Annotated in this window: 25 protein-coding genes and 1 tRNA gene; 11 read left to right on the top strand and 15 right to left on the bottom strand. The window is 52.5% G+C overall.

The genetic code is table 11. The features are described 5' to 3' along the window. Positions 1-94 precede the first annotated feature (94 nt). Positions 95-1,204 carry a transposase gene (locus MBOO_RS03715; RefSeq protein ID WP_012106258.1) on the top strand — a complete coding sequence of 370 codons (1,110 nt, stop codon included), beginning with the start codon at positions 95-97 and terminating at the stop codon, positions 1,202-1,204. A 302-nt stretch (positions 1,205-1,506) separates the two neighbouring features. Continuing rightward, positions 1,507-2,685, top strand: a complete 1,179-nt coding sequence (locus MBOO_RS03720) for a transposase (protein WP_157677585.1) — start codon at positions 1,507-1,509, stop codon at positions 2,683-2,685. A gap of 141 nt (positions 2,686-2,826) precedes the next feature. Here the strand turns inward: MBOO_RS03720 and MBOO_RS03725 are convergent, their stop codons facing one another. The 3 genes from MBOO_RS03725 to MBOO_RS03735 all read right to left on the bottom strand — a co-directional run bounded on the left by MBOO_RS03725 (position 2,827) and on the right by MBOO_RS03735 (position 5,427). Then, positions 2,827-3,033, bottom strand: a complete 207-nt coding sequence (locus MBOO_RS03725) for a type II toxin-antitoxin system HicB family antitoxin (protein ID WP_048068583.1) — start codon at positions 3,031-3,033, stop codon at positions 2,827-2,829. Between the two features lie 436 nt (positions 3,034-3,469). Continuing rightward, positions 3,470-3,853, bottom strand: coding sequence for a helix-turn-helix domain-containing protein (locus MBOO_RS03730; RefSeq protein ID WP_198324445.1), 384 nt, complete (start codon positions 3,851-3,853; stop codon positions 3,470-3,472). A gap of 971 nt (positions 3,854-4,824) precedes the next feature. Further along, positions 4,825-5,427 (bottom strand): recombinase family protein, encoded by a 603-nt coding sequence (locus tag MBOO_RS03735; RefSeq protein WP_012106262.1) that lies wholly within the window; start codon positions 5,425-5,427, stop codon positions 4,825-4,827. A 558-nt stretch (positions 5,428-5,985) separates the two neighbouring features. Here MBOO_RS03735 and xerA point away from each other — a divergent pair. The 4 genes from xerA to MBOO_RS03760 all read left to right on the top strand — a co-directional run bounded on the left by xerA (position 5,986) and on the right by MBOO_RS03760 (position 9,497). Beyond that, positions 5,986-6,906 (top strand): site-specific tyrosine recombinase/integron integrase, encoded by a 921-nt coding sequence (gene xerA, locus MBOO_RS03740; protein WP_012106263.1) that lies wholly within the window; start codon positions 5,986-5,988, stop codon positions 6,904-6,906. 1,015 nt (positions 6,907-7,921) lie between these two features. After that, complete coding sequence (locus tag MBOO_RS03750; RefSeq protein WP_012106265.1) at positions 7,922-8,422, top strand: hypothetical protein; 501 nt, start codon at positions 7,922-7,924, stop codon at positions 8,420-8,422. Positions 8,423-8,547: 125 nt separating this feature from the next. After that, a tRNA-Gln gene (locus MBOO_RS03755) sits at positions 8,548-8,620 on the top strand. Positions 8,621-8,675: 55 nt separating this feature from the next. Beyond that, on the top strand, positions 8,676-9,497 hold the full coding sequence (locus MBOO_RS03760; protein WP_012106266.1) for a potassium channel family protein: 822 nt from the start codon (positions 8,676-8,678) through the stop codon (positions 9,495-9,497). An 87-nt stretch (positions 9,498-9,584) separates the two neighbouring features. Here the strand turns inward: MBOO_RS03760 and sucD are convergent, their stop codons facing one another. The 12 genes from sucD to MBOO_RS03820 form a co-directional block, all read right to left on the bottom strand. After that, entirely contained in the window at positions 9,585-10,463 is an 879-nt protein-coding gene (sucD, locus tag MBOO_RS03765; RefSeq protein ID WP_012106267.1) for a succinate--CoA ligase subunit alpha, read from the bottom strand. After that, positions 10,460-11,545, bottom strand: coding sequence for a succinate--CoA ligase subunit beta (locus MBOO_RS03770; RefSeq protein WP_012106268.1), 1,086 nt, complete (start codon positions 11,543-11,545; stop codon positions 10,460-10,462). The genes sucD and MBOO_RS03770 overlap by 4 nt, the downstream gene beginning before the upstream one ends. Continuing rightward, positions 11,542-12,078: a 2-oxoacid:acceptor oxidoreductase family protein gene (locus MBOO_RS03775; RefSeq protein ID WP_012106269.1), complete on the bottom strand. Its 537-nt coding sequence runs from the start codon at positions 12,076-12,078 to the stop codon at positions 11,542-11,544. Before MBOO_RS03775 ends, MBOO_RS03770 begins: the two co-directional genes overlap by 4 nt. Then, positions 12,075-12,878 carry a thiamine pyrophosphate-dependent enzyme gene (locus tag MBOO_RS03780; RefSeq protein ID WP_012106270.1) on the bottom strand — a complete coding sequence of 268 codons (804 nt, stop codon included), beginning with the start codon at positions 12,876-12,878 and terminating at the stop codon, positions 12,075-12,077. The genes MBOO_RS03775 and MBOO_RS03780 overlap by 4 nt, the downstream gene beginning before the upstream one ends. Next, positions 12,875-13,981: a 2-oxoacid:acceptor oxidoreductase subunit alpha gene (locus tag MBOO_RS03785; RefSeq protein ID WP_012106271.1), complete on the bottom strand. Its 1,107-nt coding sequence runs from the start codon at positions 13,979-13,981 to the stop codon at positions 12,875-12,877. Before MBOO_RS03785 ends, MBOO_RS03780 begins: the two co-directional genes overlap by 4 nt. Beyond that, positions 13,978-14,250: a 4Fe-4S dicluster domain-containing protein gene (locus tag MBOO_RS03790; RefSeq protein ID WP_012106272.1), complete on the bottom strand. Its 273-nt coding sequence runs from the start codon at positions 14,248-14,250 to the stop codon at positions 13,978-13,980. Before MBOO_RS03790 ends, MBOO_RS03785 begins: the two co-directional genes overlap by 4 nt. A gap of 50 nt (positions 14,251-14,300) precedes the next feature. Beyond that, entirely contained in the window at positions 14,301-14,864 is a 564-nt protein-coding gene (locus MBOO_RS03795; protein WP_012106273.1) for a FumA C-terminus/TtdB family hydratase beta subunit, read from the bottom strand. Continuing rightward, on the bottom strand, positions 14,861-15,682 hold the full coding sequence (locus MBOO_RS03800) for a fumarate hydratase (RefSeq protein WP_012106274.1): 822 nt from the start codon (positions 15,680-15,682) through the stop codon (positions 14,861-14,863). Before MBOO_RS03800 ends, MBOO_RS03795 begins: the two co-directional genes overlap by 4 nt. Before the next feature lie 161 nt (positions 15,683-15,843). Next, the gene (locus tag MBOO_RS03805) at positions 15,844-16,590 is read right to left on the bottom strand and encodes a 50S ribosomal protein L16 (protein WP_012106275.1); all 747 of its coding nucleotides are present in this window, start codon (positions 16,588-16,590) and stop codon (positions 15,844-15,846) included. Between the two features lie 128 nt (positions 16,591-16,718). Beyond that, positions 16,719-17,480, bottom strand: coding sequence for an ABC transporter ATP-binding protein (locus MBOO_RS03810; protein WP_012106276.1), 762 nt, complete (start codon positions 17,478-17,480; stop codon positions 16,719-16,721). Continuing rightward, positions 17,477-18,238 carry an ABC transporter permease gene (locus MBOO_RS03815; RefSeq protein ID WP_012106277.1) on the bottom strand — a complete coding sequence of 254 codons (762 nt, stop codon included), beginning with the start codon at positions 18,236-18,238 and terminating at the stop codon, positions 17,477-17,479. The genes MBOO_RS03810 and MBOO_RS03815 overlap by 4 nt, the downstream gene beginning before the upstream one ends. 31 nt (positions 18,239-18,269) lie before the next feature. Then, entirely contained in the window at positions 18,270-19,535 is a 1,266-nt protein-coding gene (locus tag MBOO_RS03820; RefSeq protein WP_012106278.1) for an ABC transporter substrate-binding protein, read from the bottom strand. Positions 19,536-19,744: 209 nt separating this feature from the next. Here MBOO_RS03820 and MBOO_RS03825 point away from each other — a divergent pair, with 209 nt between their 5' ends. The 5 genes from MBOO_RS03825 to MBOO_RS13785 are packed head-to-tail and all read left to right on the top strand — an operon-like array spanning position 19,745 to position 25,301. Next, complete coding sequence (locus MBOO_RS03825) at positions 19,745-20,278, top strand: helix-turn-helix domain-containing protein (RefSeq protein ID WP_012106279.1); 534 nt, start codon at positions 19,745-19,747, stop codon at positions 20,276-20,278. Between the two features lie 49 nt (positions 20,279-20,327). Beyond that, positions 20,328-21,809: an argininosuccinate lyase gene (gene argH, locus MBOO_RS03830; protein WP_048068259.1), complete on the top strand. Its 1,482-nt coding sequence runs from the start codon at positions 20,328-20,330 to the stop codon at positions 21,807-21,809. Continuing rightward, positions 21,806-23,044, top strand: a complete 1,239-nt coding sequence (gatD, locus tag MBOO_RS03835) for a Glu-tRNA(Gln) amidotransferase subunit GatD (RefSeq protein ID WP_083756172.1) — start codon at positions 21,806-21,808, stop codon at positions 23,042-23,044. Before argH ends, gatD begins: the two co-directional genes overlap by 4 nt. Then, entirely contained in the window at positions 23,034-24,932 is a 1,899-nt protein-coding gene (gene gatE / locus MBOO_RS03840; protein WP_012106282.1) for a Glu-tRNA(Gln) amidotransferase subunit GatE, read from the top strand. The genes gatD and gatE overlap by 11 nt, the downstream gene beginning before the upstream one ends. Positions 24,933-24,962: 30 nt before the next feature. Then, positions 24,963-25,301 carry a hypothetical protein gene (locus tag MBOO_RS13785; protein ID WP_157677586.1) on the top strand — a complete coding sequence of 113 codons (339 nt, stop codon included), beginning with the start codon at positions 24,963-24,965 and terminating at the stop codon, positions 25,299-25,301. The last annotated feature ends 532 nt before the right edge of the window (positions 25,302-25,833 follow it).

Here is a 25,833-nt window from a genome sequence, read left to right on the forward strand (position 1 = left end):
CCCCGTGAAAGACATCCACTCTGATAAGAATAATGTCCAATATAAGGATAATAAAGGCACCGCTGAAAAGCGGAGCAGATTAACCCGTGACGTAATGGCCCTAGCACAAACGGTCATCATGCCCCATCTCAAACTCAAAACCCATCATAACTGCCGGTTCACACAATACGACTATTTCAAGGTCCTCGCGTATGCGGCAACGCAGCATTGCTGTGCAGAAGGCAGCGGAAACGACCTGAAATTCAGTTCTGATGTAGCGAGCCCGACCGGCGAAGCACTCCTCCATCACCTGAAAAAATTCGGGATCACCGAACTACGCCAGTCCTCTCAGAGAGCAATAGATGAGATCATCCGGATGGCAAAGAGCCGCGGGCTTCTAAAAGGGCCGGTAAATGTTGCCATCGATTATACGGATAATCCGTATTACGGAAACCGGCGCGATCCTATGGTGATCGGGGCAAATCCGGAACGAGGTACTGACAGAGTATTTCGCTATGCTACTCTGACCATCATCGAAAAGCAGTGCCGCCTGACCATCAGGGCAATACCGGTGTATGTCGGTTTAAAAAAGCACGAGGTGGTTGCGGATCTCATTTCCTTTGCAAACGAGAGGATCGAGATTGGTGTAGTGTGCATGGACCGGGGATTTTTTAGTGCCGAGGTTTTTGCACTGTTGGATTCTATGGGGATCAACTACCTGACTCCTGCAGTGATGACTCCGCGAATAATATGGTCCATGCGAGCTCAGGAGCCGCCAAAAATTATCCCCATTACTATTGGAGGTTATAAAGGCAGCAAAAAGGTTTCAACAAATATGGTCATCGTTCTCGATGAGGACATGGACCGGATGACCTATGTAACCAACATGGAACTTGACCGGATGCACACGAGGAAATTGAATAAACTGTATGCCATGAGATGGGGGATCGAAACGGCGTACCGGGTGACAAAGGGATTCCGGCCGAAAACGACATCCAAAAATTACGCTGTCCGGCTTTTCTATTTCCTGTTCTCCGTCTGTCTCTACAACCTATGGGAGTATCTGGCAATGGTGTTGTCTGCCGCTAAGAAAGACAGGAAAGGTATCTCATCCATAACAGCATCCCTGTTTGGAACAATATTGGTGCACGGTTTTGAGCGATGTGGTACTGGGCCACCCATTGATGATATGAAATCCTCAATGCGCGCGGTTATGGATTTTTAGTGATAACAATTCACGTGAAAAATATCAATTTTTGATCTTTTTCAGAGAATTAATGTATATATAACCACCTATCTCTGTCCGTTTTCATTTTTTCATCGCCTTCCATTTTTTTCCATTTCTTTTATAACCCTGCGTAGAAGGTTCTATTATGCGATATTTAGCAGAGCAGGGTTATCGTCAGCTTCAGGCCCTCTCATGGATGCAGTGGTCCTCTGGTCGAAAGCAACGCGACATTGGAAGAATTTGGCGTCAACTGCGGCAGGCAACGAAAGCCTACGACAAGGCAGTTGGTCGCCAAGACCATGCCACTAGTTAAAAAATACCTCGATGGCCGATTAAATTTAAAAATTAAGGCGAATTGCAGATATTCGCAAAATACCTACCTGAAACTCCTAGTTCACACTGCAATAAATAAAAATTATGCAGAGGGTGGCTCGGCAGATTTCAAGCATAAGTGCAATCTCGATGGCATGATCTACGGATTCGAACCATTCATTAAAAATTGCCCTGACGGAGATACATTACTTTACCACATTAAAAAATTCAACGATGATGAGCTGTATCCGGTTTTTGACAGTATAAATGAGGGAATAGTCCAACAAGCAATCCGGGCTGGAACAATACCTCCAATGGTCACCGTAGCAATAGATTGTACTGATGTGCCCTACTACGGAAAGAAAACCGATCCGATGGTAGTTGGGAAAAAACCGGAAAAAGGTACCAATTATTCACATAGGTATGCGAGCATTACTATCGTTGAAGGGGGGTTAAGATATACATTAAAAACCCTTGCTGTGAGCAAACATGTCTTGATATCCGACGTAGTCAGTGCGTTACTTCTTGACGCAAGCAAGCTGGTAAAGATTAGTCACGTGTTACTTGACCGGGGATTCTATACCGTTGATGTGATTACAGTATTGAAAAAGCATGACTACAAGTTCGTTATTCCCGGAAAAATGACCCCGCCCATTGTAGATCTGATAAGGAAGCAAGATGTACCGGCGATAAAACGGCATAAAATTGGAACCCGCTCAAAATTTGTATATGCCAATCTTGTGGTTGTTAATGACACTGAAGGCAAGAAATGTGCTTTTATTACCAACATTGAGGATTTTAATGCTGCAACGGCGCTTTGCAAGACCGCGGATGAAATTTTCAAAGTCGGGTCGCCTCAGTATTCCAAAAGATGGGGTATTGAAACAACCTACAGGGTAACCAAACACGATTTCCTAGCAAAAACAACCTCGAAGAATCCTGTTGTCAGATTATTCTACATGCTCTTGGCAGTATGTCTTTACAACCTGTGGCAGCTTGCCAACATGAGATTACCCGAATCACCTGTTCAAAAGGTTAAAAAATACGAGTTGCCTGCCAGAATTTTTGGAGCAATAGTGCTGGGTTGTCTTCGAATGTTTGATTCGGGGCCGCCGAAGTGGTTAATTGCACCATATTCTGGCTCGGGTACGACTGTAGCAGGATGATTTTTCCATCCACGGGTAGTGCGCGTACCCTTTTTTGGGTTCCTGCCTCTTTTTCTTGTAATCATTCTCAAAAATACAACCCTATCTGGCAGGTCATAACAAGAAGAATATTATCCCGCCAGGCAATACTATCGACTGATTTTATACCTCAATTTCGATTTCCGTTGCGTTAGGCGACTTCTTTTTTAGATCTTTGTCCAACATCTCCTCGTATAGGCCAATGGCATCCTTAATATTGGCAAGGGCATCCTCCTTTGTCTTCCCCTCAGATATGCACCCGGGCAACCCGTGAACAGTAACGGTATACCCACCCCGTTCATCCGGGTCAAGAATGACCGTATATTTCATGATCGTGTTTTGCGCGCCCGAGATATTAGGTTTGAGCGCGTTGTTGCATCTGACCATAAGCAAACCTTGGCATATCCGTCCCATGCCGTCGCTGTTTACTTTCGGATCTACTGACAATTGGTGGATAAATCGGGGTTAAAATGCGAAATGGCTGCTTCTATATTCATATTAAATAAATCAAACCTCTCTTCAATATCCTGATAACTCCCGATCCATTTACAGGAGGTATCAATCGGGTCTGGAGAACCTGATTTGGAAATACGTTAAAAAAAATTGCTTCACGTTTCTCAAAGCTGCTTTGTCCGGAAAATTGGGGTGCCGACCCCCTTGAGTGGATACATGAGAACGATATGGATGTTTTCGTAGTGTTGTGATTTTATCGGCACAGGATCATGGTCATTGTTACCCGGTATTGATGGGAAAAATGCCCCGGGTGCTATACGTTGTCTGGGGGAGTGTTTGTTTCCCCCATTATTTCCCGGATATAATGTTTCATCTTGGCCTCAGGGATATTGCCATCTGTTGGGGTGGGTATGCTTTCATTTGTGCTTTGGGAGCGGGATTGACTGGCAGCGTTGTCGGATGCCGAGTGTCCTTTCTTTTGTGGAATATTGCTGTTCTTTTCGATAAACTCATCCAGTGCGGCCCGGGAGATCCGCCAGGCACGATAGGATATTTTTGTTCCTGCAAGCCTTCCGGTACGGAGCCAGATATGGACGGTTTTCTGGTGGACACCAAGGATCACCGCCACCTCTTTCGTACTCAGAAACTGTGTATCTGTGGTCATAACTACATTACCAATGATTCCCTTTATTGCCATAATCATTTGGTTTTTTGTAGGGTTGATCTTGGTATTTGATCTATTCGTTCATTTTAGCATACTGTCCTTAATGTTTTCAGGTTTATTTTTCGTAGTCCGATCCACTTGCGTCATCCGGGATTCTAGCCGGTATTTTCAAACCTCCAGATTTTTTGCACTTTCTATTTGGACTATTACCCGTTACCGGCCCTGTCTTTTCCCATTGTTCCGTTTTTTTTAGATCGATTAAGTGAAGATCAATCGTTTTAGTGTATAGCATTATATGGTTTATAGTAATAAAAAAACACCCTCTGATTCCACAATTATTGAAAATTCTTTTCTTGGGGTACAGTTACGTACCCGATTGAAGAGATTCTCTTAAAAATCACAAATTTACCATTTGAAAAATGGGAAAGCGTATATTATAGTGCTGCAAAACAGGTGTTTAACGGCAAAATCCCTCTGATTCTGACTATTTACACTTACACAGGTCTGTTAAAATGCGAAGATCTTGCTATGTTAAGAAAACAGATTAGATCCTAAACTAACATTGTTAAATGATATTTTCGCTCATGTAGAGTGAATGGGAATCTGTATTTTGGCATAATGTATCCCTTTCCTCGAACCGGAGACATTTACTTGTTTTCGCAAGTTCGAACGATTGACCTCTTATTTGGCTGAATAGCTTAAAATGGTACCATTTTAACTAGAAGTATGCACTCCTCTTTTCGCGTATTTGCTAGACTTCCTTTTGCATCAGTCTTTTTTCAAGGCTCCCTTTTTTGCGCATTCTATAGTATGCTTTCTTTATGAGTCTCGGAACATTTCCCATAAAAGCTACATTATGGCAGGGAAACTGTCACCCCTCCAATAATCAAGTATTTCGGATTTTTTTGGAAGATTGCCTCTCTTTTCCGACAGTGCATTTATCCTGTTTTCCGAATTTTTCCATTTATTCCAGAATTCCCTAATTCTGGTTTAGTGGTGCGAATTCAATCAGAGTTTTCTTTTTTCTCTTTGTTTGAATTATGCCGGTACAGTGTTGTATAGGGGATATCCAGAATCCGGGAGATTGCTGCAAGAGGGATCTTTTTTTCTTGTAACTCTCTCACGCGTTTCCAGGGAATCGTCCGTTTTGGCCTGCCCAGCACTACACCCTCCGCTTTTGCCCGGGCAATCCCCAGCTTGGTACGTTCGATCAGGTTCTCGCGTTCCCGATCTGCTACCCACGAAAAGATCGAGAGCATCAGGTCCCGGAGTTTCTTGTCGTCAATCCTGCTCCATGATTCAGCAGGAGAAAGGGACCATACCCGGGTACCGGACTCTTCAAGACTGCGGACCATATTGAGTGTATCCAGAAATGATCGTCCGAGACGGGAGATCTCGAATACATAGAGTGTAATCGGTTCATTTGGATGGTCCCTGATAAACTGAATCATCCTGGAAAATCCCTCGCGGTCCTGCATAGTGGAAATACCAGAGATGTGATCCACGTAGATGTTTTCGCGTGAAAGCCTCTCGTCAAGGAGTAGCTTGATCTGATTATCAGCATTCTGATCATCCCGGGACACACGGACATAGCCAATTTTTATCATAAATCCAGCCTTTTGATAAAATAATGCTATCAAAAATGAATTAACCTTTTGGTATCTTTAATCGCTCGTTTTTGATTAAGAAAAATGAAGAAAATGTCGCTAAAATGGAAGGATGTGGGACTCCCTCTCGATCAAATGTGGAAAAATCCGGAATTTTCCAAACCGTGTCCGTTTCATTGTTCCGCATGAAAATGGAATCTTTTATATTATAATTTCCGGGACCTGTCAGTTCCGGGTTATTTTAAGAGATTTTTCCCCAGCTCCTCCATTTATTGGATTTTTCAGACGGTAAATCGCAATAACGGGGGTTTCCTTGCCGTTTTGTGTGTTCGAGGGGTAAATCTATAGAATAAGTGAAAAAACAGCCGTTTTAGCCTTCGCGATCAAATATATCAGATCTCAGTCAGCTTGTCATACGCTGTGAGAATAGTTTGAATTGAATTGCACAATGGCCCAACAAAAATGTCGTGAAACTGCTTTTCTTTTGGAAAAAGAAGAGTTCGCAGAATAGGTATTCTGCGCAAACCTTTATAAATTTGAGATAAAAAAGATTAGACCATGGGGAGCGGGTATTTTTCTGACTGGCTCAAAAGCTACCGGAATTACCTGCGTATGCGCAACTATTCCTCCCGAACCCTGGACAGCTACGAACAGGTCATCCGGCATTTTGGATATTATGTCTGGCTCCGCCGGCATACTGAAGTGACTAAACTTGTCTTCTTCTGGAAAGATCTGGAAAATGCCCGGCTTGACACCAGCGTTGATGTCCCGCCGTCCATGATCACGGATTTTCTCTCGTTTGTCTCGACCATGCGCACGTATAAACCCAAGACCTTTCACCGGATCATCTCCACCCTCAGCTCCTTTTACCGTTTCCTCTCGGTTCAGGGGGCAGTAGTTGCAAATCCGTTGGCAGGAATTGAACGCCCGCGAATCAAGCAGCAGGAGGTAAAATATCTCAAGCATAATCAGGTGCTCCGTCTGATCGATTCGATTGAGGATCCCAGGGACAAACTGATTGTCAGGACCATCTATTCCACGGGTGTCCGGGTCTCCGAACTCTGCAATATGAATGTGGAAGATATCGATTTCGACGAGCATACCATTCGGATCCGGGGGAAGGGCGACAAGATCCGGATTGTCTTTGTTGACGATGAGACCCTTGCCGGTATTCAAAAATTTGTGGGCAACCGTATTGCAGGTCCCCTTTTTATCGGGCAGCAGGGCAAGCATATCTCGCCAAGGGCAATCCAGCATATTTTCAAACATTATGCCCCGGCCGGTATCACTCCCCATAAGATCCGCCATAGCTATGCAAGTGAACTGTACCGCCGGTCCAAGAACCTCCGGGTAGTACAGGAGAACCTGGGCCACACCTCCATCAAGACAACAGAGGTATACCTGCACACCGATATCGATGAACGTCGCCAGGTGTACCAGCAGTTTTTCCCGCTTTCGAGCGATAATGAATCCTCGTGAATGGGCGGTATCCCCACTCGTTAAAGGGGACCTGATGCGTTTTCAATATCTTTTTGAAATTGCACAAATCCTTTAAAATAGCGTTATTTTCTTAAAATAACTGATTATTGCAGATACTTTGTGGGTTCAGAGATTGTCGCGTCTATCTTTAATAAACCCTATGATGCTATATACTAAATGATCTCCGTGAACCCTCAATTTTCACGGATTTTTTTCCCATTTAGGCCTGATCTGTTTACATTTTGGCAGTCGTTTTCAGCATTCTGGATTTCCTGATCTCATGAGCAGTATGCTCATATTGGCAGATATTTTTGCGGCACAAAATATTCGGAACATTATCTTCCTTTATAAAGAAAGAAATTCGGATTTCCACTTTTTTTCGAGAATTATGGGGAATAATGAGGAATCCCCTGCCGTTGTGAGATGGAATTAATCTGTGTAATTCCTTCCAAAAACTTCCACTTTTTTCGTTTATTGTGGGGGATTTCCTTACCTGCGATTTCCTACCACTCTTTTCCGACATTCGATCTGAGATCTATCGTTCCGGAATTCATTCTCTTTCCAAAACGAGAATTCCCCTAAAGGCAGTACCCCCAGAAAATGGAATTGTGTAGTACTTGCACCCGGTACCCGTTTTTTAGAGGGCTCTATGCGGGAAATACCGCACCCGCAAGCCAAAAAAATCCGGATTTCCCTGATTTTTCCAAATTGGCAGAAGTACAATGGAAAAGCGTGTATCTCGTAAATTGGTACAGTGTTGTCGTTTTGTTTCCGAAATTTTCCCATTTTACTTTTGTCGTCAAAACCCCGCTCACTTCTTTACCCCAACAAATACAGGCGCTTTTTTTGACAATCCGAAAGATCATCCGGCTTTTTACGGGCTCTAAAAGAGCTAAAAATAAATCGTGTATTTCCGAATATCCATTTCAAATAAGCTCTATATACTCTTGAATTTGAATATAGGCTTAATCTGAAAATCCTGTAGATCTAAATAATCTTCTGGAAGAATTGCAGTATGGCACAGGTAAATGATAGATCGGTCCTCGCTTCATTTGGATCATTAATTAGGCAAGACCCTGTACGTGCAGAAATCAACCGGATGATATCCTGTATTAAGGCGGCAAATTACTCCACCGTGGAAAATAACGCAGAGGACACCGGCTATTCCGGCAAGGAATCCGAACAGGGAAAAAAACCTGTTGTTATCCATGTTGTAGAATTTGTCCCGGTAGAAAAGCCGGTCTTCCTGGGCCTTATAACAAGGGAGATCCAGCAGAGGAATCCGATATGTTCAGTACAGTTTGACAACTCTGTCTGGAAAATACCCCAAAATGAGATTTTCCAGACAGAAAAGTTGTCGGATTTGTATAAGCATCTCAAATATTATGGTTTGAAAATCCAGCTGGAAGGCGCTTCAGAAGATATCCTGAACAGGATCTATGTCGAAGCCCGCGAAGCACGACCCGGAGCAGTTGATCGCCTGCCTGCATCAGAATCTGAAAAATCAAAGAATTGAAATTATTTTTCCCATTATGAGTTGAGGTTCACCCGATCATCAATGCTTTTTTGAGTACAGCGATTGATATAACCGGGACATATCCCCAAAATCGAATCCATATCCGATTTGTGGTATCGTCGAGCACCCCCGTAGTGTAGCGGTCAATCATGCAGGACTTTGGATCCGGCGACACCAGTTCGAATCTGGTCGGGGGTATATCCGTTATCAGGAAGAATTCATTTTTATATCTGGGCAGAAAAACAGAACGGATGTGACCGACAACATCTCCTTCCGGCTGCAGCTGTATCTCACCATCCTTATGGTGGTGGTGGTCGCCGGCATTGCCGGGATGATTATTTTTGAAAACCGTACCCCGCTCGATGCGTTCTATTTTGTCGTGGTGACCATCTCAACGGTGGGTTTTGGGGATATCCACCCGGTGACTGCTGCCGGCAAGGTGCTCACGATCGGTATCATTCTTGCCGGGGTCGGTTGTTTTGTGGGCCTTGCGGCTTCAACCCTTGACCTGATGATCGAGAACCGTGAACGGACGTTACGGCTGCGTAACCTCAATATGATCGTGGGCGTCTTTTTTTCGGAAGCAGGTACCCGCCTGCTCCGGTGTTTCTCGGGCCATGATCCGCATGTTGCTGAGATCCGATCTGTTCTGCTGGTCTCGAACCAATGGTCGGATGAAGATTTTTCCCGGGCCATCACCGTTCTGAATGCACACCGCCCGGTACTGGATAGCAGAAGCATCAGCCTGCCCGATCTCAAAAAGTTCCTTTCCGGGCACAGGAATTTCCTGCTCTCGCTCTTTGGGAACCCGCAGATCATCGAACACGAAGATTTCACCCCGCTTCTCCAGGCCGTGTTCCACCTTGCCGAGGAACTGGCGGCGCGCGAGAATCTCACTGACCTTCCGGCATCAGATTATGCCCACCTTTCCGGGGATATCAACCGGGTTTATGGCCTCCTGATCGTAGACTGGCTCATGTACATGCGCCATTTAAAGAAACATTACCCGTACCTGTTCTCCCTTGCAATGCGGACCAATCCCTTCGATACAAACGCATCGGCAGTAGTACGGTGACTTTGGGAATCCATGAGAGTCCATTTTTTTCGGGCCAGCCATTCACCGGGCTGTTTCAAAAAAAGGTATGAATTATTATCGTGACCATTAACAGTGGCACCGGAACAGGTCCCGGATCAGATCGGGAATTTCCGAAGGCCGGGATGCCACCGGGATATTCATTTTTTTGAGTTTTGCAATCTTTGACCGGGCATCGCTCTCCCCGCCTTCCACAATCGCCCCCGCATGGCCCATCCTTTTGTCCGGCGGTGCAGAAATTCCTGCAATATAGGCTACAAGGGGCACATCGGTGTTTCTTGCTCCTTCTGCTTCAAGGTTGCCTCCGACCTCTCCGATCAGGACAACTGCTTTTGTCTCCTTGTCCTCCGCAAACTGCGCAAGAGCGTTTTCAAAGGTCTGACCGATGACCGGATCGCCACCGATCCCAATTACCGTACTCTGTCCGATCCCGGCCCGGGTCAGTTCATCGACAACCTCGTATGTGAGTGTCCCGCTCCGGGAGATGACCCCCACATGGCCGCGGGAGAAGAGGCTTGCCGGCATGATCCCCATCTTTACCTCCCCGGGCGAGAGGAGGCCCGGGCAGTTGGGGCCGATCACCCTGCAGCCTTCCATCTCTGCATAGGCAATCGCCTTCATGGTGTCGTGGACCGGGATGTGCTCGGTGATGACAACCGCAAGCTCTAACCCGGCGTCGGCAACTTCCATAATGGAGTCCCCGGCCGCTTTTGCGGGGACAAAGATGACGCTTGCCGTTGCATCATGTTCTTTGAGTGCATCTTTTACGGTATCGTAGACCGGCACACCGTGTACGGACTGGCCGGCTTTTTTGGGCGTGACACCGGCAACGACCCCACGACCCCCGACCTGCCGCGCGTACTCGTTCATCAGGCCGATATGATAATCGCCCTGCTTGCCGGTTGCCCCGGTGACAATGATACCGGTCTTTTTGTCACCGTAGATCATGATGCAACCTCCACGGCTTTTTTCACGACAAGATCCATGGTATCGAGCATCTCGTAGCCTTTCTCGGCAAGGAGCTTCCTGCCCTCTTCGGCATTGGTCCCGGCAATCCGCACAATAACCGGTTCAGGTACCCCTGAAGCAATAATCCCCCGGGCCACCTCATCGCAGCGGGTGATCCCGCCAAGGAGGTTGACCACAATCACTTTTACCGTAGGTACCCCGGACACCAGCCGGACAGCGTGCATTACCCGTTCGCTGTCTGCTCCCCCGCCAACGTCAAGGAAATCCGCTGCACGTCCGCCATAGTATTCGATGAGGTCGAGCGTTGCCATGGTCAGGCCGGCGCCGTTCCCGATAACGCCGATATTCCCCTGGAGCTCCACGTACGAAAACCCGTGTTTCTCCGCCTCCCGTTCCCGTTCGGTGAGGTCCCGGTTGAGCACGATCCCCTGGCGGGCGAGGCTGTTGTCATCGATAATGAGTTTTGCATCGGCCGCGTACACTCCGGCGGGAGTAGTCACCAGCGGGTTTATCTCGGCAAGGAGGGCGTCTTTGTGGCAGAAGACGTGGTACAGCCGGTTCACCGTTGCCTGGATCTCAACCGGGGCATCGCCGCAGAGCTCGCGGAGGAGAAATCCCGGCACATCGGCAAGAAGCGGGCAGAAACTGATCGAGCGGATCGCTTTTTTGTCGGTTTTCGCGGTCTCCTCGATATCGATCCCGCCGGTCTCTGCAAAAAGGATCACCGGCTGTTTTTTGGTCCGGTCTATGGTGATGCTCACATAGTACTCGTGCCGGATCTCCAGGCGCTCTTCAATCAGGATCCGCTGCACCGGCAGACCCTTGATGGTGGTGTTGAAGAGTTTCCTTGCCGTCTCGATGACCGTGTCGCGGTCGGCCATCAGGACGCCCCCGGCCTTTCCCCTGCCGCCGACATCCACCTGTGCCTTGACTGCGACCTTCGCCGGAATGGCATCCATGTGGAGAAGGATCTCCTCGTGCTTACCCACAAGGATGCCTTTTGGCACCCTGATCCCTTCTTCAGAAAAGAGCTGCTTTGCCTCGTATTCCAGTAGTTTCATGTTGTTTTCCCTCCTGCAAGTGCAATCCCGAGCTCCATTGCTTTCGTGTTGAGTGCCTCTGTACCTTTAGGCACGGAATCAAGGATAGCTTTCTTGAGTGCTTCTTCACTGACAACGCGGGTATATCCGACAAGGGCACCGAGCATGACAATGTTTGCCACGATGTCCCGGCCCAGTGTTTTCTTTGCTTCCTCCGCTGCCGGGATCTCATGGAAGGTACAATCCGGGCGCGAATGGATAAGGCTGGAATCGAGGATCATAATTGCATCCTTCCGGGCCGCAGCACCGTATTTCTCGAAGCCTTCCTGGGACATGATCACAAAGATATCCGGGTCTGCCACCTTGGGGTACAGGATCTCCTCGTCATCGATGATCACCGCGCTCATCGATGCCCCGCCCCGGGCCTCAGGGCCGTACACCTGGGTCTGGACGGCGAACTTGTGGTCATACATCACGGCCGCCCGCCCGAGAATAACCGCGGAGAGAATGATCCCCTGCCCGCCAAACCCGGAGAACCTGACTTCGCGCCTCATGGCTTTGCCTCCGCGGGGACAATGCCCATGGCGGGGCGGTTGCGCCGTATAAGTTCCCCGACCACAAACACATCCTCCGGGATAATCTCTCCCTTCTCGATCATCCGGTCCCGTTTTGCCTTTAACAGCGAGTGGGCCCTAAGGTACTCGATCTGGTCGGCTACCTGCCGGAACTTGTTCCGGCGCCCGAAGTTGGTGGGGCACTGGACCAGTGCCTCGATAAACGAGAATCCCGGGGTCTCCAGGCCAATCTTTACCGCCCGTTCGAGTTCCTTAACGTGGTATGAGGTCCAGCGGGCCACATAGTTTGCCCCGGCAGCGATGGCAAGCTCCCCGAGATCAAATGCCGTCTCGGTCGATCCATACGGCGTGGTTGTCGAGAGATAGCCGCGTGGCGTGGTCGGGCTGCCCTGGCCGCCGGTCATGCCGTAGATCTGGTTGTTCATGCAGACCACTGTGAGATCGATGTTCCGGCGGCAGGCATGGATAAAATGGTTACCTCCGATGGCTGCAAGGTCCCCGTCTCCGGTAAAGACCACTACGTGGAGCTTCGGGTTTGCCATCTTGACCCCGGTGGCAAAAGCAAGCGCCCTCCCGTGGGTGGTATGGAGAGAATCGGTGACAATATAGCCCGGGGCCCGGGAAGAGCAGCCGATCCCCGAGACGAATACGGTATCCTCTTTTTTCCAGCCCATGGAATCCACAGCCGCAAGTGTGCAGTTGATGATCGTGCCGTTCCCGCAGCCGGCGCAGTAGATGTGCGGCAGCTTGTCCTGCCGGAGCCACTCATTGAAGCTCATGCGCCTGCCTCCACGAGAGCAAAGAGCTCTTTTGGTGAATGCAGTTCCCCGCCCAGTTTTGGTACGGAAACTACCGGTACGCACGTGTGTCTCTCTATCTCCCGGGCGATCTGGCCAAGATTGAGTTCAGGTACGATGAACCTCTGTGCGTTCTTGAAGATCGCGAGTGCATGGGCCGGGAAAGGCCAGACCGTACGGATCCGCAAAAACCCGATCTTCTTGTCCGGGTGGTCATGGAGCACCTGCTGGACGGTGCGGACCGGGGCGCCGTAGGCAATAAAGACCTGTTTTGCATCGGGATTAATGATGTCGAAATCCGCGAGCTCAATGGTTGCCGACTCTATCTTTTCAACGAGCCGTTTCACCAGTCCTGCATGGAGGCCGGGATCCGTTGCGCTGGGGAAGCCCCGTTCGTCATGGGTGAGCCCGGTCACGTGCGTCCCGTACCCGTTCCCGAACCGGGGGAAGCCCGGGATGAGGCTCCCTGCCGCTGGTTTGAAGGGTGGGGTGCCGGGGACAAATGCCGGTCGTCCGGTCTGCTCCACGGCATCCGGCACAATGATGCGCTCCCGCATGTGCCCGATCACCTCGTCGGCCATCAGAAAGACCGGTACGCGGTACCGGTCGGCAAGATTGAATGCCTTTGCCGTAAGGTTGTACATCTCCTGCACGCTTGCCGGGCAAAGGGCGATCACCGCATAATCCCCGTGCGAACCAAACCGGCACTGCATCATGTCCCCCTGTGCCGCCATGGTGGGTTGCCCGGTTGAGGGTCCGCCCCGCTGGACGTTGACGATAACGCAGGGAGTTTCGGTCATTGCCGCGTACCCGATGTTCTCCATCATCAGGGAGAAACCCGGCCCGCTCGTCGCGGTCATTGCCCGTGCCCCGGTCCAGGAAGCCCCGATAACGGATGCGATGCTTGCTATCTCATCCTCCATCTGGATAAAGACCCCGCCTTTTTTCGGGAGCTTTGCAGCCATATGCTCGGCTACTTCTGTCGAAGGGGTGATGGGATAACCCCCGAAAAACCGGCAGCCTGCAGAAAGTGCACCCTCGGCGGATGCAATATTTCCCTGCCAGAATTCAAGTCTCGGCGTCAATATTCAATCGCCACCTTGTGGAGTTCGTAGGGCTCTTCATCCATCCAGTGGATTGCCTGGTCAGGGCAGGTGAGCTGGCAGACACCGCAGAGCTGCCGCCCGTACAGGTGGCGGAGACGGCAGTTGGTGCAGCGTTCGGGCCGGTCCAGTTCCGGCACCACGATCCCCCGCCGGTTGGGGTTTTTCCCCTCTTTGAAGATCCGGTACGGGCAGACCTTTGTACAGAGATTGCAGCCCTTACACCGGGTCTCGTCTATGGCGAGTTTCATTATGGATCTGTCCTATCTATGTTGCGGGTGGTGCGAAAAAAATCTATGTGTTATGCAGAACGGCGGGTCTTTTCCATTTCCGCAGCATGCTGTGCATGTTCCCGTACCTTCCCGAAGAGATCGTTTCCCTGCGCATCGATCCCGACTACGAGAGGCAGGCGGTCGAGCTCGATCTCCCAGACGGCTTCTGCCATCCCGAGATCCGGGAAATGGACTCCTTTGAGTATCATGTGGGAGGCGGCAAGTGCGGCACAGCCCCCGGTAAAGGCAAAGTACACGCCCCGGCCCCTGAGCTGTTCTCGTACCGTGGCATCCATCCCGCCCTTGCCGATCAGCCCACGGACCCCGGCATCGAGCAGGAAACCGGAGAGGGAGTTCATCCGTGCTGATGTGGTCGGGCCGGCGGCAATGATTTTGTTGTCTTTTATTACCGGGCCGCAATGGTAGATCACCGCTCCTTTGGGATCAAACGGGATCCCCTCTTTTCTCATGCGAAGGTGTGCCTCGTCACGGGCGGTATAAACCGTGCCCGAGAGCTCGATCCGGTCGCCGGCCATTAGGGAGAGGACTTCGTCGCCGAGCGGGGTGGTAAGCTGCAGGGTCTTTTTACTCACCACTCCACCTCCACGGTTGCGTGCCGGTTTGCCCAGCACTGCACGTTCACGGCAACCGGCAGCGACGCAGTATGGCAGGCGGCAGTCTTTACTTTGACCGCGAGCGCTGTGGTTTTCCCGCCAAGCCCCATCGGGCCGATCCCCAGCCGGTTCACGGCATCGCAGAGATTCTGTTCGAATTCGTCCATCATGTCGATGGGCTGGAGCAGCGCCTCCTTTGCAAGTGCCGGAGCTGAATCAAATGTCCCCCCGATCCCGATCCCGAGTACAACCGGTGGGCAGGGCCGGCCCTCGGCCGCAAGCATTGTCCCGACCACGAATTCTTCGATCTTTTCGGCCTGCGAGGGGAGAAGCATCGCGATCCGTGAGACATTCTCTGCGCCGGCACCTTTGGGAAGTACGGTCACGGTAAAGTGTTCGCCGGCCTGCACATGGACCGCCGGCATCCCGGCGCCGGTATTGTCCCCGGAGTTGCGCCGGGTCAGGGGATCGACCACGTTGGGGCGCAGCGGGATCTCCTGCGTAGCCCGGCGGATCCCTTCGGCAACCGCATCGAAGAGGGTAGGCGAGAAAGGTACCCGTGGGGGGAGAGTAAGGTAGACTATTGGTACGCCGGTATCCTGGCAGAGGGGCACGCCCAGTCGTTCGGCAGCCTCGATATTTCGTATTATGTTTTCGTATTCTCCCAAAGCTACAGCATCGGTTTCGGAGTCACGGGCCCTGGAAAGTGCCTGTTTTACGTCCCCGGGCAGGTAAATGACGGCCTCCCGCATGGCCCTGCAGGTGGCAGCCGCAAGCGCCCCTTTCAGGTCCCCCATCTCCCCCCCTCGCTGCATCATCCATAATTAAGCGGCGGGGATGTTATAAACTGTGCCACCGGTAAAAAATCCCGGAACCCTGAAGATGAGCACTGGCTCCCGCTCCCAGGAAAAGAGTGTTTTTGAAAAATGCCAAAAAGAGAAAAACCGGGGGAAACCGGTTATTTCTTGTCCTTGCCGCCCTTTGCCGGGGCAGCCTTTCCGCCTTTTGCGGCATCTGCTCCCTTTGCTCCAGGCTCGGCTTTCGCGGGTTCGGCACCCTTGCCACCCTTGTGCTCTGCACCCTTCGCGCCCTTTGCTGCCGGTTCTGCTGCCGGTTCTGCCGCTGCCTCGGTCTCAACCTTGACCGGTGCCGCGATCTTATCGCCGGCGATCTTGGGTGCTGCAACGATCCTGCCGCTGACCTTGATCGTGTGGACCTTAAGGTGGGACGGGGTCGGAAGCTTATGGGAGCCGTTCCTTAACGCCGCCTTGACCTTGTCGAGGTACTGGGCCGTGGTAAAGACGGTAAAGAGGAGCTGGCCTGCTTCGACACGGGCTGCAGTTCCCACGGCTTTTCCGAATGCAAGCCGCATGCCTTCCGACACACGGTCTGCACCTGCGCCGGTTGCCTGTTTGTTCTCCCGGAGCACGTGGTGCGGGAAGACGCGAACCTTGAAGTGGAAGTTTGTTCTGCCAACATCCTTTAAGAGCTTCCTGTTGACCGAGATACGGGCGGCCTCAAGGGCGCTGTGCCGGATCTGGCAGGTCTCTTCAACGATCAGGTCAATCTCGGTCGGGAACTCCTGGGAGAGGTTCCCCATCTCGAACTGTACAATCTTGTTGCCGGGAACCCCGCCCATGTACTCGCGCCGAGTGTAGGCCTTCTTTGCAAGGTTCCGGTACATCTTCCCCGGTTTTCTTACCATCGCGTCCTTCTCCTAGTTCGTATGTATCGTAAAAACAGGCACATTGCAGCGCGGATCAAGTGATTCGCTGCCGTACCTGCACACTTCACAAACTGCTTTTATAAAATAGAGATTGAGCGTATTAAACCTTACTGGATAGGATCCGATTCTTCGCGGATCATATCGAGCAGGTGGCGCCGGATCTGGCCGAACTCTTCTCCTGTCCGATCGCGTGGATGAGGGCCCGGGATGGGCACGATCTCCTTGATCCGGCCCGGGCGGTGGGTAAGGACCACAATCCGGTCGGCAAGGAAGACCGCTTCGTCAACGCTGTGGGTGACAAAGAGGATCGTCTTTTTTGTCTTCTCCCAGATCCGGAGCAGCTCGTGTTGCATCCGGTTACGGGTCTGGGCATCAAGCGCTCCGAACGGCTCATCCATGAGGAGGATGGAGGGCTCGATGGCAAGCGCCCGTGCCACGGCCACTCTCTGGCGCATGCCCCCGGAGAGCTCGTGCGGGTGCCGCTTCCCAAATCCCGAAAGTCCCACCAGGTCGAGGTACTTCTCAGCTGCCGTACTCCGGTCGATCTTTTTTATCCCCCGGAGTTCCATGCCGAGCGTCACGTTCTCTTCAACGGTCCGCCACGGGTAGAGGGAATATTCCTGGAAGATCATAGCCATTTTCGGGCTGGGGCGGGTGATTGCTGCCCCATCAAGCAGTATCGAGCCGGAGGAAGCGGATTCGAGGCCGGCAATAATCCGGAGCAGGGTGGTTTTGCCGCACCCTGAGGGCCCAAGAATGCAGATGAACTCCTCGTTACCTACCGCAAGGGAGATGTCCGAGAGTGCCTCCATGGTCTGGTGGTCTTCAGAAACAAACGTCCGTGAGATGTTTTTAATCTCAAGCGTCATCGCTCAAGCCCCCTCCACCCGAACCAGCGTTTTTCCACCGCCCTGAACCCTTGGTCGATGACAAGGCCGATAAGGCCGATCACGATGATGCCGGCGATAATCACGTTGATCTGGCCGAGGTTATAGGCGTACATGATCAGGTAACCAAGCCCTGATGTCGGGCCAGGCAGGATCTCTGCGGCAACCACGCACATCCACGAGATCCCAAAACCCACACGGAGGCCGGTCCAGATTGTTGGAGCGGCGCCTGGCAGGATGACTTTTGTGAGGATCTGGCGTTCGCTTGCCCCAAGCGTAGTACATACTTCGATCCAGGTGTTCTTTACCCCACGCACCCCGTCAACCGTGTTGAGCAGGATCGGGAACACAGCCCCGATAAAGATGATAAACACGATCGAGACGATCCCGATCTTGAACCATGCAAGAGCAAGCGGCACCCAGGCGAGGGGAGGCACCGGGCGGAGGAGCTCAATAGTGGTGTCGAAAAAGTCATTGAGCACGGCAAATCTGCCCATCCCGATCCCCAGAGGAATGGCAACGGCCGCGGCAAGCGCAAACCCAAGCACTACCCTTTCGATGCTTACCAGCGCATTGTCCACGAGGCTGCCCGTACCCAGGATATCCGAGAACGGGGAGAGCAGCACCGGGATAACTGTTTCAAGTTTGGGCAGAAAAAAAGGGTTGTTGACGATGGTAGCCGCAACCTCCCACCCGATGATGAGGAGGATCGGCAATACCAGTCCAAGGCGCCGTGTCATTGTTCTTTATAGTAATGAGCGGCGATCCTCATCAAACCTTCACTTCAGTTACGGTAATACCGCTGCTCTGCAGGGCAGCGCGGATCATAACATCCTGGATGGAGCCTTTTCCGGGCGCTGCAATCACGAGCGGCTTTCCTGCATCCGAGCGCGCCTTTGCCCATGCGGCAAAGCTCTGCCAGTCCTGTGCGGGTGCGCCATTTTCCACCACAAGGCCGGTACCGAGGTTATCGATCGGGTAGGCGATGGTGATAGGGGTACCCTGGTCGATCGCGTTGATTGCCGGCGGAACTCCGACATAAGACATCTGAATTGAGTTGGTTGCCGCGAGCTGCATCAGGTTTGGCCCGGCATTTGCCGGTACCAGGTTGACGGTGGCAATTTTCTGGCCGTTTACCATGAAGTCAGCTACATCCGGCTTTGCCTTGGTGAGATCTTCGGGTTTAAGGGCAATACCATAGGTGTCATTGAAGTACTGCCAGTTCTTGACCGCAACAAAGAGTGCCGAGTGATCAACGGCATTGAGGTACCCGACCCCTACCGTGTTCTGGATGGGTGCAGGTGTGGGCACGTTCTTTGAAGCAAGGATAGATGTTGCGCTGGTGTACGGCTGGAAGTTGTAGAGAACTGCATCCTGGTTCGTACTGTTCGCAACAAAGCCTTTGACTGTTCCGAGCTGGATAAGTGCCTGCACGAAATTTCCGGTACTGGCCTTCCAGGCATCTGACGGATTGTTCGTGAATGCGATGGTGGGCAGGGAGTTGCTGACTGCAGTTACCGATGAGACACTTACATTCCCGTAGGTGAAGTTCTGCTTGCCGGCCAGCCAGTCAGCATCGAGTGCGGCCGTTTCATTCGGGTGATCATTGATGTACTGCGTTGCTGCAAGGTTGAGCGCAGAGAAGTCATTGACAAAGTCCGGGTTCTGGGCGTAGAAGTCCTTTCTTACCACAAAGACGTTCTGCGGGTGGTTGTTCCACTCGCCTGCAGGCGGGAGGTCCTTGGAATAGACTGCAACATGGCCTATATCGCTTTCCACACCGGCTTCGACAACCGGCTGCCAGGCAATGTACCCGTCAACCTGACCGGTGGCAAGAAGCGAGGGCATCGGGCCGACTCCCGCGGTTTCGAGAATCCCGACAGATCCATTGGACGATGTGGTCGTGGTACCGGTTGAGGAACCGGCAGTGGTGCTCCCTGAGGTGGTACCCGCAGACTGCGTGCAGCCGGCGGTGAACAGCACAAGGACAAGGGCAAGCGCCAGGAGTGCGATTGCAGAAATCTTTACAGCTTTCATATGCACGGATTATCCGGGCGATAATAAAAAAGTGCACCATTTCGGCAAATAATTTATCCTATTCAACAAAAATTGGGGCAAAAAATAGACAATTGGATAATTTATAGGTGCGTCTTGTCCACATACTGTCATATACGCCCGTCCCGGTTATCGTTTTTTTGGACAAAAGGGAAATTTCATCTAATATTTTGTCCTATTGTACCTATATTATGGCATATGCGGACCCGGTTGACCGGCTTATGCGCGCAGCGCTCACCTCCGATGAGGCATTCGTGGCTACCTTAAACGATCTCATGGAAAACGACCTGCGCATCAGCGTCCGCGATCTCTCAGAGCACTGCGGAATCGCCCAGAGCTCGCTGTATAAGATCATCAACGGGAAACGTTCACCCAATCTATCCACTCTCCGGGAGATTGTAAAAGCCCTGCGGCAGTTCTACCACGCAGGGGATGAGAAGTTCATCGGCCTGATCGCGGCCCGGCCGGTGCTCGAGAGCGTGGAAGAGCGGCTCGCGGATGTGGATGGCCGCCCCCTCAAGGTGCGGGAGTACCCGGTGTACACCATGGAGGATGCCATTGTGGCTGCAGTCCGGGCCGAGCGGGAAGGGGCGATTGCAATCGTCTGCGCCCCGATTGTCTCAAGCATCATCGAGCAGCTGGTCCATGTGCCGGTAACTACCATCATCCCGCGTGAATCGGTCCAGCGGGCGATTGAACTTGCGGCCCGGAAGGCGTGGATTTAATCGATCCGCGCACACACATGAGTGTAGAATTAAAGGTGAGGGAGAACGGATGCGGACCGATGTTGTGAGACTGGGACGCCTTTCGGGCGAGAGGACGGGAGAAATGATGCGCTTCCTCTCATCGATGCGATCCGACCGCTGTATTGCCGATGCTGATGTGCTGGTGGATATCGCCCACGTGCTGATGCTTGAACGCCAGAAGATCATCAGCACCGATACGGCAAAGCAGCTCCTGCCGGCGCTCCTGGAACTCAACAGCGAAGGTGTTCCCGAAGAGGTCTTTGACGACCGGTTCGAGGATGTCCACGCAGGGATTGAGACCCTGCTTATCGGGGCTGTGGGCGCCGATGTCGGTGGCCGCATGCACATGGGGCGGTCGCGGAACGACGAGGTGGCAACCTGCATACGGTTCAAGCTCCGGGAAGACCTGCTCAAGCAACTGGCTGCACTTCTCAAGGTCCGCGAGGTGCTGGTTACCCTTGCCGAGCAGCACCGGGAATCGGTCATGCCCGGTTTTACCCACATGCAGCATGCCCAGCCCACCACCCTTGCCCATCATCTCCTTGCCTATGAGCAGCAGTTCACCCGGGACTTTGACCGGCTCCGCGATGCCTATGCCCGGGTCAACCTCTGCCCGCTCGGCGCTGCTGCATTTGCCTCCACCGGCTACCCCATCGATCGCGAGTATACTGCAAAACTGCTCGCATTCGATGGCCCTGTTGTGAACACAATGGATGCGGTCGCCACCCGTGACTTTGCCCTTGAAACCCTTGCCGATCTCTCCATTCTCATGGCGAACGTGAGCCGGCTCTGCGAGGAAATGGTTATCTGGAGTACCTCGTTTGTGAAATTTGTGGTGCTCGATGACGCGTTCTGCTCGACCTCGTCGATCATGCCACAGAAGAAGAACCCGGACACCGCCGAGATCATGCGGGCAAAGACCGGCTCGGTCTTTGGGGCTTACACGGGAGCGCTCATGACGGTTAAGGGCCTGCCCATGAGCTACAACCGCGACCTCCAGGAGCTCACCCCCAATATCTGGCGCGGGATGCGGGACGCAAAAGAGAGCCTGCGCCTCCTCATCGACATGCTTTCGAGCGCCACGTTCGACACCGAGCGGATGAAGGAAGAGGCCGGCAAAGGTTTCTCCACCGCAACAGAACTTGCCGACACCCTCGTTCGGGACTACGGCCTGCCTTTCCGCATGGCCCACAATATCGTGGGCCGGGCCGTCCAGAAGGGGAGCCTCTCCTTAGAGATGCTTGAAGCCGCGGCAAAGGAGCTTGATGTCGGGATCTCCTTTACCGCAAAAGGGCTTACGCAGGACCAGATTGACAAGGCACTCGATGTGACGCACTCGGTGGAAGTCCGGCGGGCGACCGGTGGGCCGGCTCCCTTTGCAACAAAGATTGCCATCGCAGACCGGAAGAAACTGCTCGATACCGATTCGGTATTCATTGACGAGCGACTGGCAAAGATCGCAAAGGCCAAAGAGGACCTGATATCAGATGCACGGAGGCTGGTAGCATAACCGGATCCTTTTCCTCAGGCGACCATGTCACCTGCACGTATGGCAACAAGACCCTTTCCGGGACTTACATCACCGACCGCGATGGCATGGCCGTGGTCAAACTCGCGAGCGGCTACAATATCGGGGTGGAAAAAGCGTGCTGCACGCTCGTTTCCCCGGCGCCGGCATCCACGCCCCGTTCGGCGCCCATAAAGCAGGACCCAAAACTCCCGGAGCTTGCCATCATTTCCACCGGTGGGACGATCGCAAGCCGGATCGATTACCGCACCGGTGCGGTCACGAGCCAGTTCGATGCGGATGATATCCTGACCGCGATCCCGGCGCTTGCCGAGATTGGGCGGTACCGCACGAAGGTGCTATACACCATCCTCTCCGAGAACATGACCCCTGCCATCTGGCAGGAGCTGGCCCGGGCGATCCACGATGAGATCAAACACGGCGTCACGGGCGTGATCGTCACCCACGGCACGGATACGATGGCCTACAGTGCGGCAGCGGTCAGTTTCATGCTTGACACACCGGTGCCGGTGGTCTTTGTCGGGTCGCAGCGCTCGGCCGACCGGCCATCGAGCGACAACGCGATGAATGGGGTCTGTGCAGCGCTTGCCGCAGAGAGCGATCTCGGGGAAGTTGCAGTTGTCATGCACGCGACCACAAACGATGATGCATGTGCCATCCACCGGGGCACGAGGGTGCGCAAAATGCACACCTCCCGGCGCGACGCGTTCCAGAGCATCGGGATCCCCCCGGTTGGAACGGTGGATTATGCGTCCCGCACGGTCACCCTCACCGGTGACGCGGTGAAGCGGGGCACGCACAAACTTGCCCTGCATGACCAGCTCGAACCGCACTGCGGGCTTATCCAGTTCTATCCCGGCATGTCCCCCGACCTCCTGAAGGCGTACGAAGGGTACAAGGGGCTTATCCTCTCCGGCACCGGCCTCGGGCACGTGAGCACCGCGATGATCCCGCAGATCAAAAACCTTGTCGCGGGCGGCACGCAGGTGGTCATGACTTCGCAGTGCATGCATGGCCGGGTCTGCGACCGGGTGTACGACACGGGCCGTGACCTCCTTGCGGCGGGCGTGATCGAGGGCGGCGATATGCTTCCTGAGGTGGCGCTCGTCAAACAGATGTGGGTGCTCGGGAACGAAAAGGACCCGGCAAAGGCGGCGACAATGATGGCCACCGATCTCAAAGGCGAGTGCATGAGGAGGAGCGCCCATGGATTATAAGGCACTCGGCCTCACAGCGGGAATCGAGATCCACCAGCAGCTGGACACAAAAGAGAAGCTCTTCTGCCACTGCCCGACCACGATCCGGGACAACGCGGATCATTCGGGAGAGTTCTTCCGGTACCTGCGGGCCACCGAGAGCGAGATGGGTGCGATCGACCGGGCCGCACAGGAAGAGATGAAGCGGGCGAGAAAGTTCGTGTACTACACCTACCCGACTACCTGCCTTGTCGAGAACGACGAGGAGCCGCCTGCGCCGCTCAACGATGAGGCGCTCGACATCGGCCTTACCATCGCCAAGACCTTTGGCATGACCCCGATCCCGCAGGTGCACACGATGCGCAAGCTCGTGATCGACGGCTCGAACACGAGCGGGTTCCAGAGGACGGCCCTTGTCGCCATCAACGGCGCACTCCCGAACGGCGGGAGCATCGAAACGATCTGTATCGAAGAAGAGGCGGCCCAAAGGGTCAAGGACGATATCTTCTCGCTTGACCGGCTCGGGATCCCGCTCGTGGAGATCACCACCTCGCCCTGCATGCACACCCCCGAGGACGTGCAGCAGGTGGCCGAATACATCGGGATGGTACTCCGCTCGACCGGCGCGGTTAAGCGCGGCCTTGGCACGATCCGGCAGGACGTGAACATCTCGATTAAGGACGGCGCCCGGGTCGAGATCAAGGGCGTGCAGGACCTCGCCCTGATCGCCGAGGTCGTGCGCCGCGAAGTCCAGCGGCAGCAGGCTCTCCTCGCGATCCAGAAAGAACTCATCCAGCGCCACGCATGCGTGGGTTCCGATCAGATCGATATTACTGCCCTTTTTAAGGAGACCAAGTCCGCAGTGCTCAAAAAATCCAAAAAGATTTTCGCCCTTGTCCTGCCGGGCTTTGCCGGCCTTGTCGGCCGCGAGATCCAGCCCGGCCGCCGGCTCGGGAGCGAGATGTCGGACTACGCGAAGAAGTGCGGCGTGGGCGGAATCTTCCACACGGACGAGCTCCCCGCGTATGGCGTGACCGAAGAAGAAGTCACACAGCTCCGTGAGTTCGTCCGAGCCAATGAGCAGGACGCCGTGATCCTTGTCTCCGGCGCAAACGAGAAGCAGGCCGCGTGCGCCTGGAACCAGGTCCACACCCGGGCGAATCTTGCCCTGTCCGAGAAGCCCGTTCCCGAAGAGACGCGGAAGATGCTCGAAGAGGGCAGCACTGCGTACATGCGCCCGCTGCCCGGTGCAGAGCGAATGTACCCCGAGACCGATGTGCTCCCCGTCCGGATCGATGAGGCCCGGTGGAACGCGGTGACCGTGCCGGAACTTTTGACCGTGAAGGCCGAACGGTTTGCAAAGGATCTCGGCCTTGACCCGGCGGTCGCGAAGCAGATGGCGTTCTCCGAGTACCGGCCTCTCTTTGAGCGAGCAGTTGCCGAAGGGATCAAGCCAACCCTCGCGTCCCGCACGCTCCTTGATCACCTCACGAAGATCCGACGCGACGGTGCGGACACCGATAAGATCACAGACGACGCAATCCTAGCGGTGCTTCGGGCAGTTAGTGGGATACGGCTTGTCAGTGCTACTGGACATATCAACGTATCTGGTTCTGCTACGGTAGAGGTGGCAAAAGAGGCCATTCCCGATATCCTTACTGCGGTTGCTAATGGGAGCACCGCAGAAGACGCGATGGCAAAACTCGCTCCGACCGTCTCCCGCGATGAGCTCGAAGCAGTGATCAAAAAGATTGTTGCCGACCGCAAGGAGTTTGTCACCGAGAAGCAGAAGGGCGCTCTCGGGCCGCTGATGGGCGTGGTGATGCAGGAGGTCCGGGGCTCGGTGGATGGGAAGGTTGTGAGCGAGCTGCTGAGGAAAGAGATTGAGAAGGTGCTGGTCGGGAAGTAATTTTTTTCAATTTTCAAATTATGTTGAGTAATGAGTCAATCCTTCCAGTCAATATCGTTTGATTATGGTACTTTTTGTCGAACAGGAAAATCGATTAAAAGGTATATCCAAGCTAACGTTCCGATCGTAAACATCAAAGATATCCCGAGAAAACATATTGCAATTGGTAGTGTTGCTGCAAAATATGAACCTATCAATGCAAATATGCCTAAAATAATTGCCAATATTGGAAATATCGCAACATATAGAAGTTTGTTTGGAACTGTTTTATCAAGAGTAACAAGGATAGCATATACTGCAAAAATTGTTGCAAGGAAAAACGAAGACGTGTTAATACATGCGTTCGCGACATTAGAGAAAAAATCTTGAGGTAAAGTATTCACCACCTCGACACTCAAATGATTGGCAAGTTCTATAATTAGAATTAAAGCTGTGATCCCTGCAAAAATGAATATTGCCCAAAAGATAACATCCCTTTGATTTACTTCATACTTCCAAAATTTCACGGATTTTCCTCAATTTTGTTAAGATAACCTCTTATTTAATAAATTTTTGTCGACTCTATAAATTTCTTCATAAGCTATGAGTTGGAGCGTGGTTTTGTGGCAGTGGGCACTAATATGAATCCTCCCCGCCTCAGGACCCCTTATGGGGCACGGCGGGGCAAGATGTGAATTTACAAGTGAAATATTTCCAATTTTCATCTGATCGTTTTATGACAATGTGAATGGAATTGATCCATCCGATACATGTTAGAGAAAAAACAACCAAATCTAATGTAAATGAAAACTGTTTGAATGGCATTACATCCCTTATTACATATAATCCCCACAAAACCCCAAGAAATGAAAAAAAGAAAATTACAATCATTTGACTTGGAAATAACTTCTTTCTCATAATT

The organism is Methanoregula boonei 6A8, assembly GCF_000017625.1.
GTDB classification, from domain to species: Archaea; Halobacteriota; Methanomicrobia; order Methanomicrobiales; family Methanospirillaceae; genus Methanoregula; species Methanoregula boonei.

Excerpts from the sequence above, each read along its gene's own strand:
- MBOO_RS03750 (WP_012106265.1), top strand. The coding sequence starts at position 7,922 with ATGGCACAGGTAAATGATAGATCGGTCCTCGCTTCATTTGGATCATTA.
- MBOO_RS03725 (WP_048068583.1), bottom strand. The coding sequence starts at position 3,033 with ATGAAATATACGGTCATTCTTGACCCGGATGAACGGGGTGGGTATACC.
- sucD (WP_012106267.1), bottom strand. The coding sequence starts at position 10,463 with ATGATCTACGGTGACAAAAAGACCGGTATCATTGTCACCGGGGCAACC.
- MBOO_RS13785 (WP_157677586.1), top strand. The coding sequence starts at position 24,963 with ATGAGTCAATCCTTCCAGTCAATATCGTTTGATTATGGTACTTTTTGT.
- MBOO_RS03730 (WP_198324445.1), bottom strand. The coding sequence starts at position 3,853 with ATGGCAATAAAGGGAATCATTGGTAATGTAGTTATGACCACAGATACA.
- MBOO_RS03780 (WP_012106270.1), bottom strand. The coding sequence starts at position 12,878 with ATGAGCTTCAATGAGTGGCTCCGGCAGGACAAGCTGCCGCACATCTAC.
- gatE (WP_012106282.1), top strand. The coding sequence starts at position 23,034 with ATGGATTATAAGGCACTCGGCCTCACAGCGGGAATCGAGATCCACCAG.
- MBOO_RS03735 (WP_012106262.1), bottom strand. The coding sequence starts at position 5,427 with ATGATAAAAATTGGCTATGTCCGTGTGTCCCGGGATGATCAGAATGCT.
- MBOO_RS03770 (WP_012106268.1), bottom strand. The coding sequence starts at position 11,545 with ATGAAACTACTGGAATACGAGGCAAAGCAGCTCTTTTCTGAAGAAGGG.
- MBOO_RS03715 (WP_012106258.1), top strand. The coding sequence starts at position 95 with ATGGCCCTAGCACAAACGGTCATCATGCCCCATCTCAAACTCAAAACC.
- MBOO_RS03775 (WP_012106269.1), bottom strand. The coding sequence starts at position 12,078 with ATGAGGCGCGAAGTCAGGTTCTCCGGGTTTGGCGGGCAGGGGATCATT.
- MBOO_RS03810 (WP_012106276.1), bottom strand. The coding sequence starts at position 17,480 with ATGACGCTTGAGATTAAAAACATCTCACGGACGTTTGTTTCTGAAGAC.
- MBOO_RS03720 (WP_157677585.1), top strand. The coding sequence starts at position 1,507 with ATGCCACTAGTTAAAAAATACCTCGATGGCCGATTAAATTTAAAAATT.
- MBOO_RS03800 (WP_012106274.1), bottom strand. The coding sequence starts at position 15,682 with ATGGGGGACCTGAAAGGGGCGCTTGCGGCTGCCACCTGCAGGGCCATG.
- MBOO_RS03790 (WP_012106272.1), bottom strand. The coding sequence starts at position 14,250 with ATGAAACTCGCCATAGACGAGACCCGGTGTAAGGGCTGCAATCTCTGT.
- MBOO_RS03825 (WP_012106279.1), top strand. The coding sequence starts at position 19,745 with ATGGCATATGCGGACCCGGTTGACCGGCTTATGCGCGCAGCGCTCACC.
- MBOO_RS03815 (WP_012106277.1), bottom strand. The coding sequence starts at position 18,238 with ATGACACGGCGCCTTGGACTGGTATTGCCGATCCTCCTCATCATCGGG.
- xerA (WP_012106263.1), top strand. The coding sequence starts at position 5,986 with ATGGGGAGCGGGTATTTTTCTGACTGGCTCAAAAGCTACCGGAATTAC.
- argH (WP_048068259.1), top strand. The coding sequence starts at position 20,328 with ATGCGGACCGATGTTGTGAGACTGGGACGCCTTTCGGGCGAGAGGACG.
- MBOO_RS03805 (WP_012106275.1), bottom strand. The coding sequence starts at position 16,590 with ATGGTAAGAAAACCGGGGAAGATGTACCGGAACCTTGCAAAGAAGGCC.
- MBOO_RS03820 (WP_012106278.1), bottom strand. The coding sequence starts at position 19,535 with ATGAAAGCTGTAAAGATTTCTGCAATCGCACTCCTGGCGCTTGCCCTT.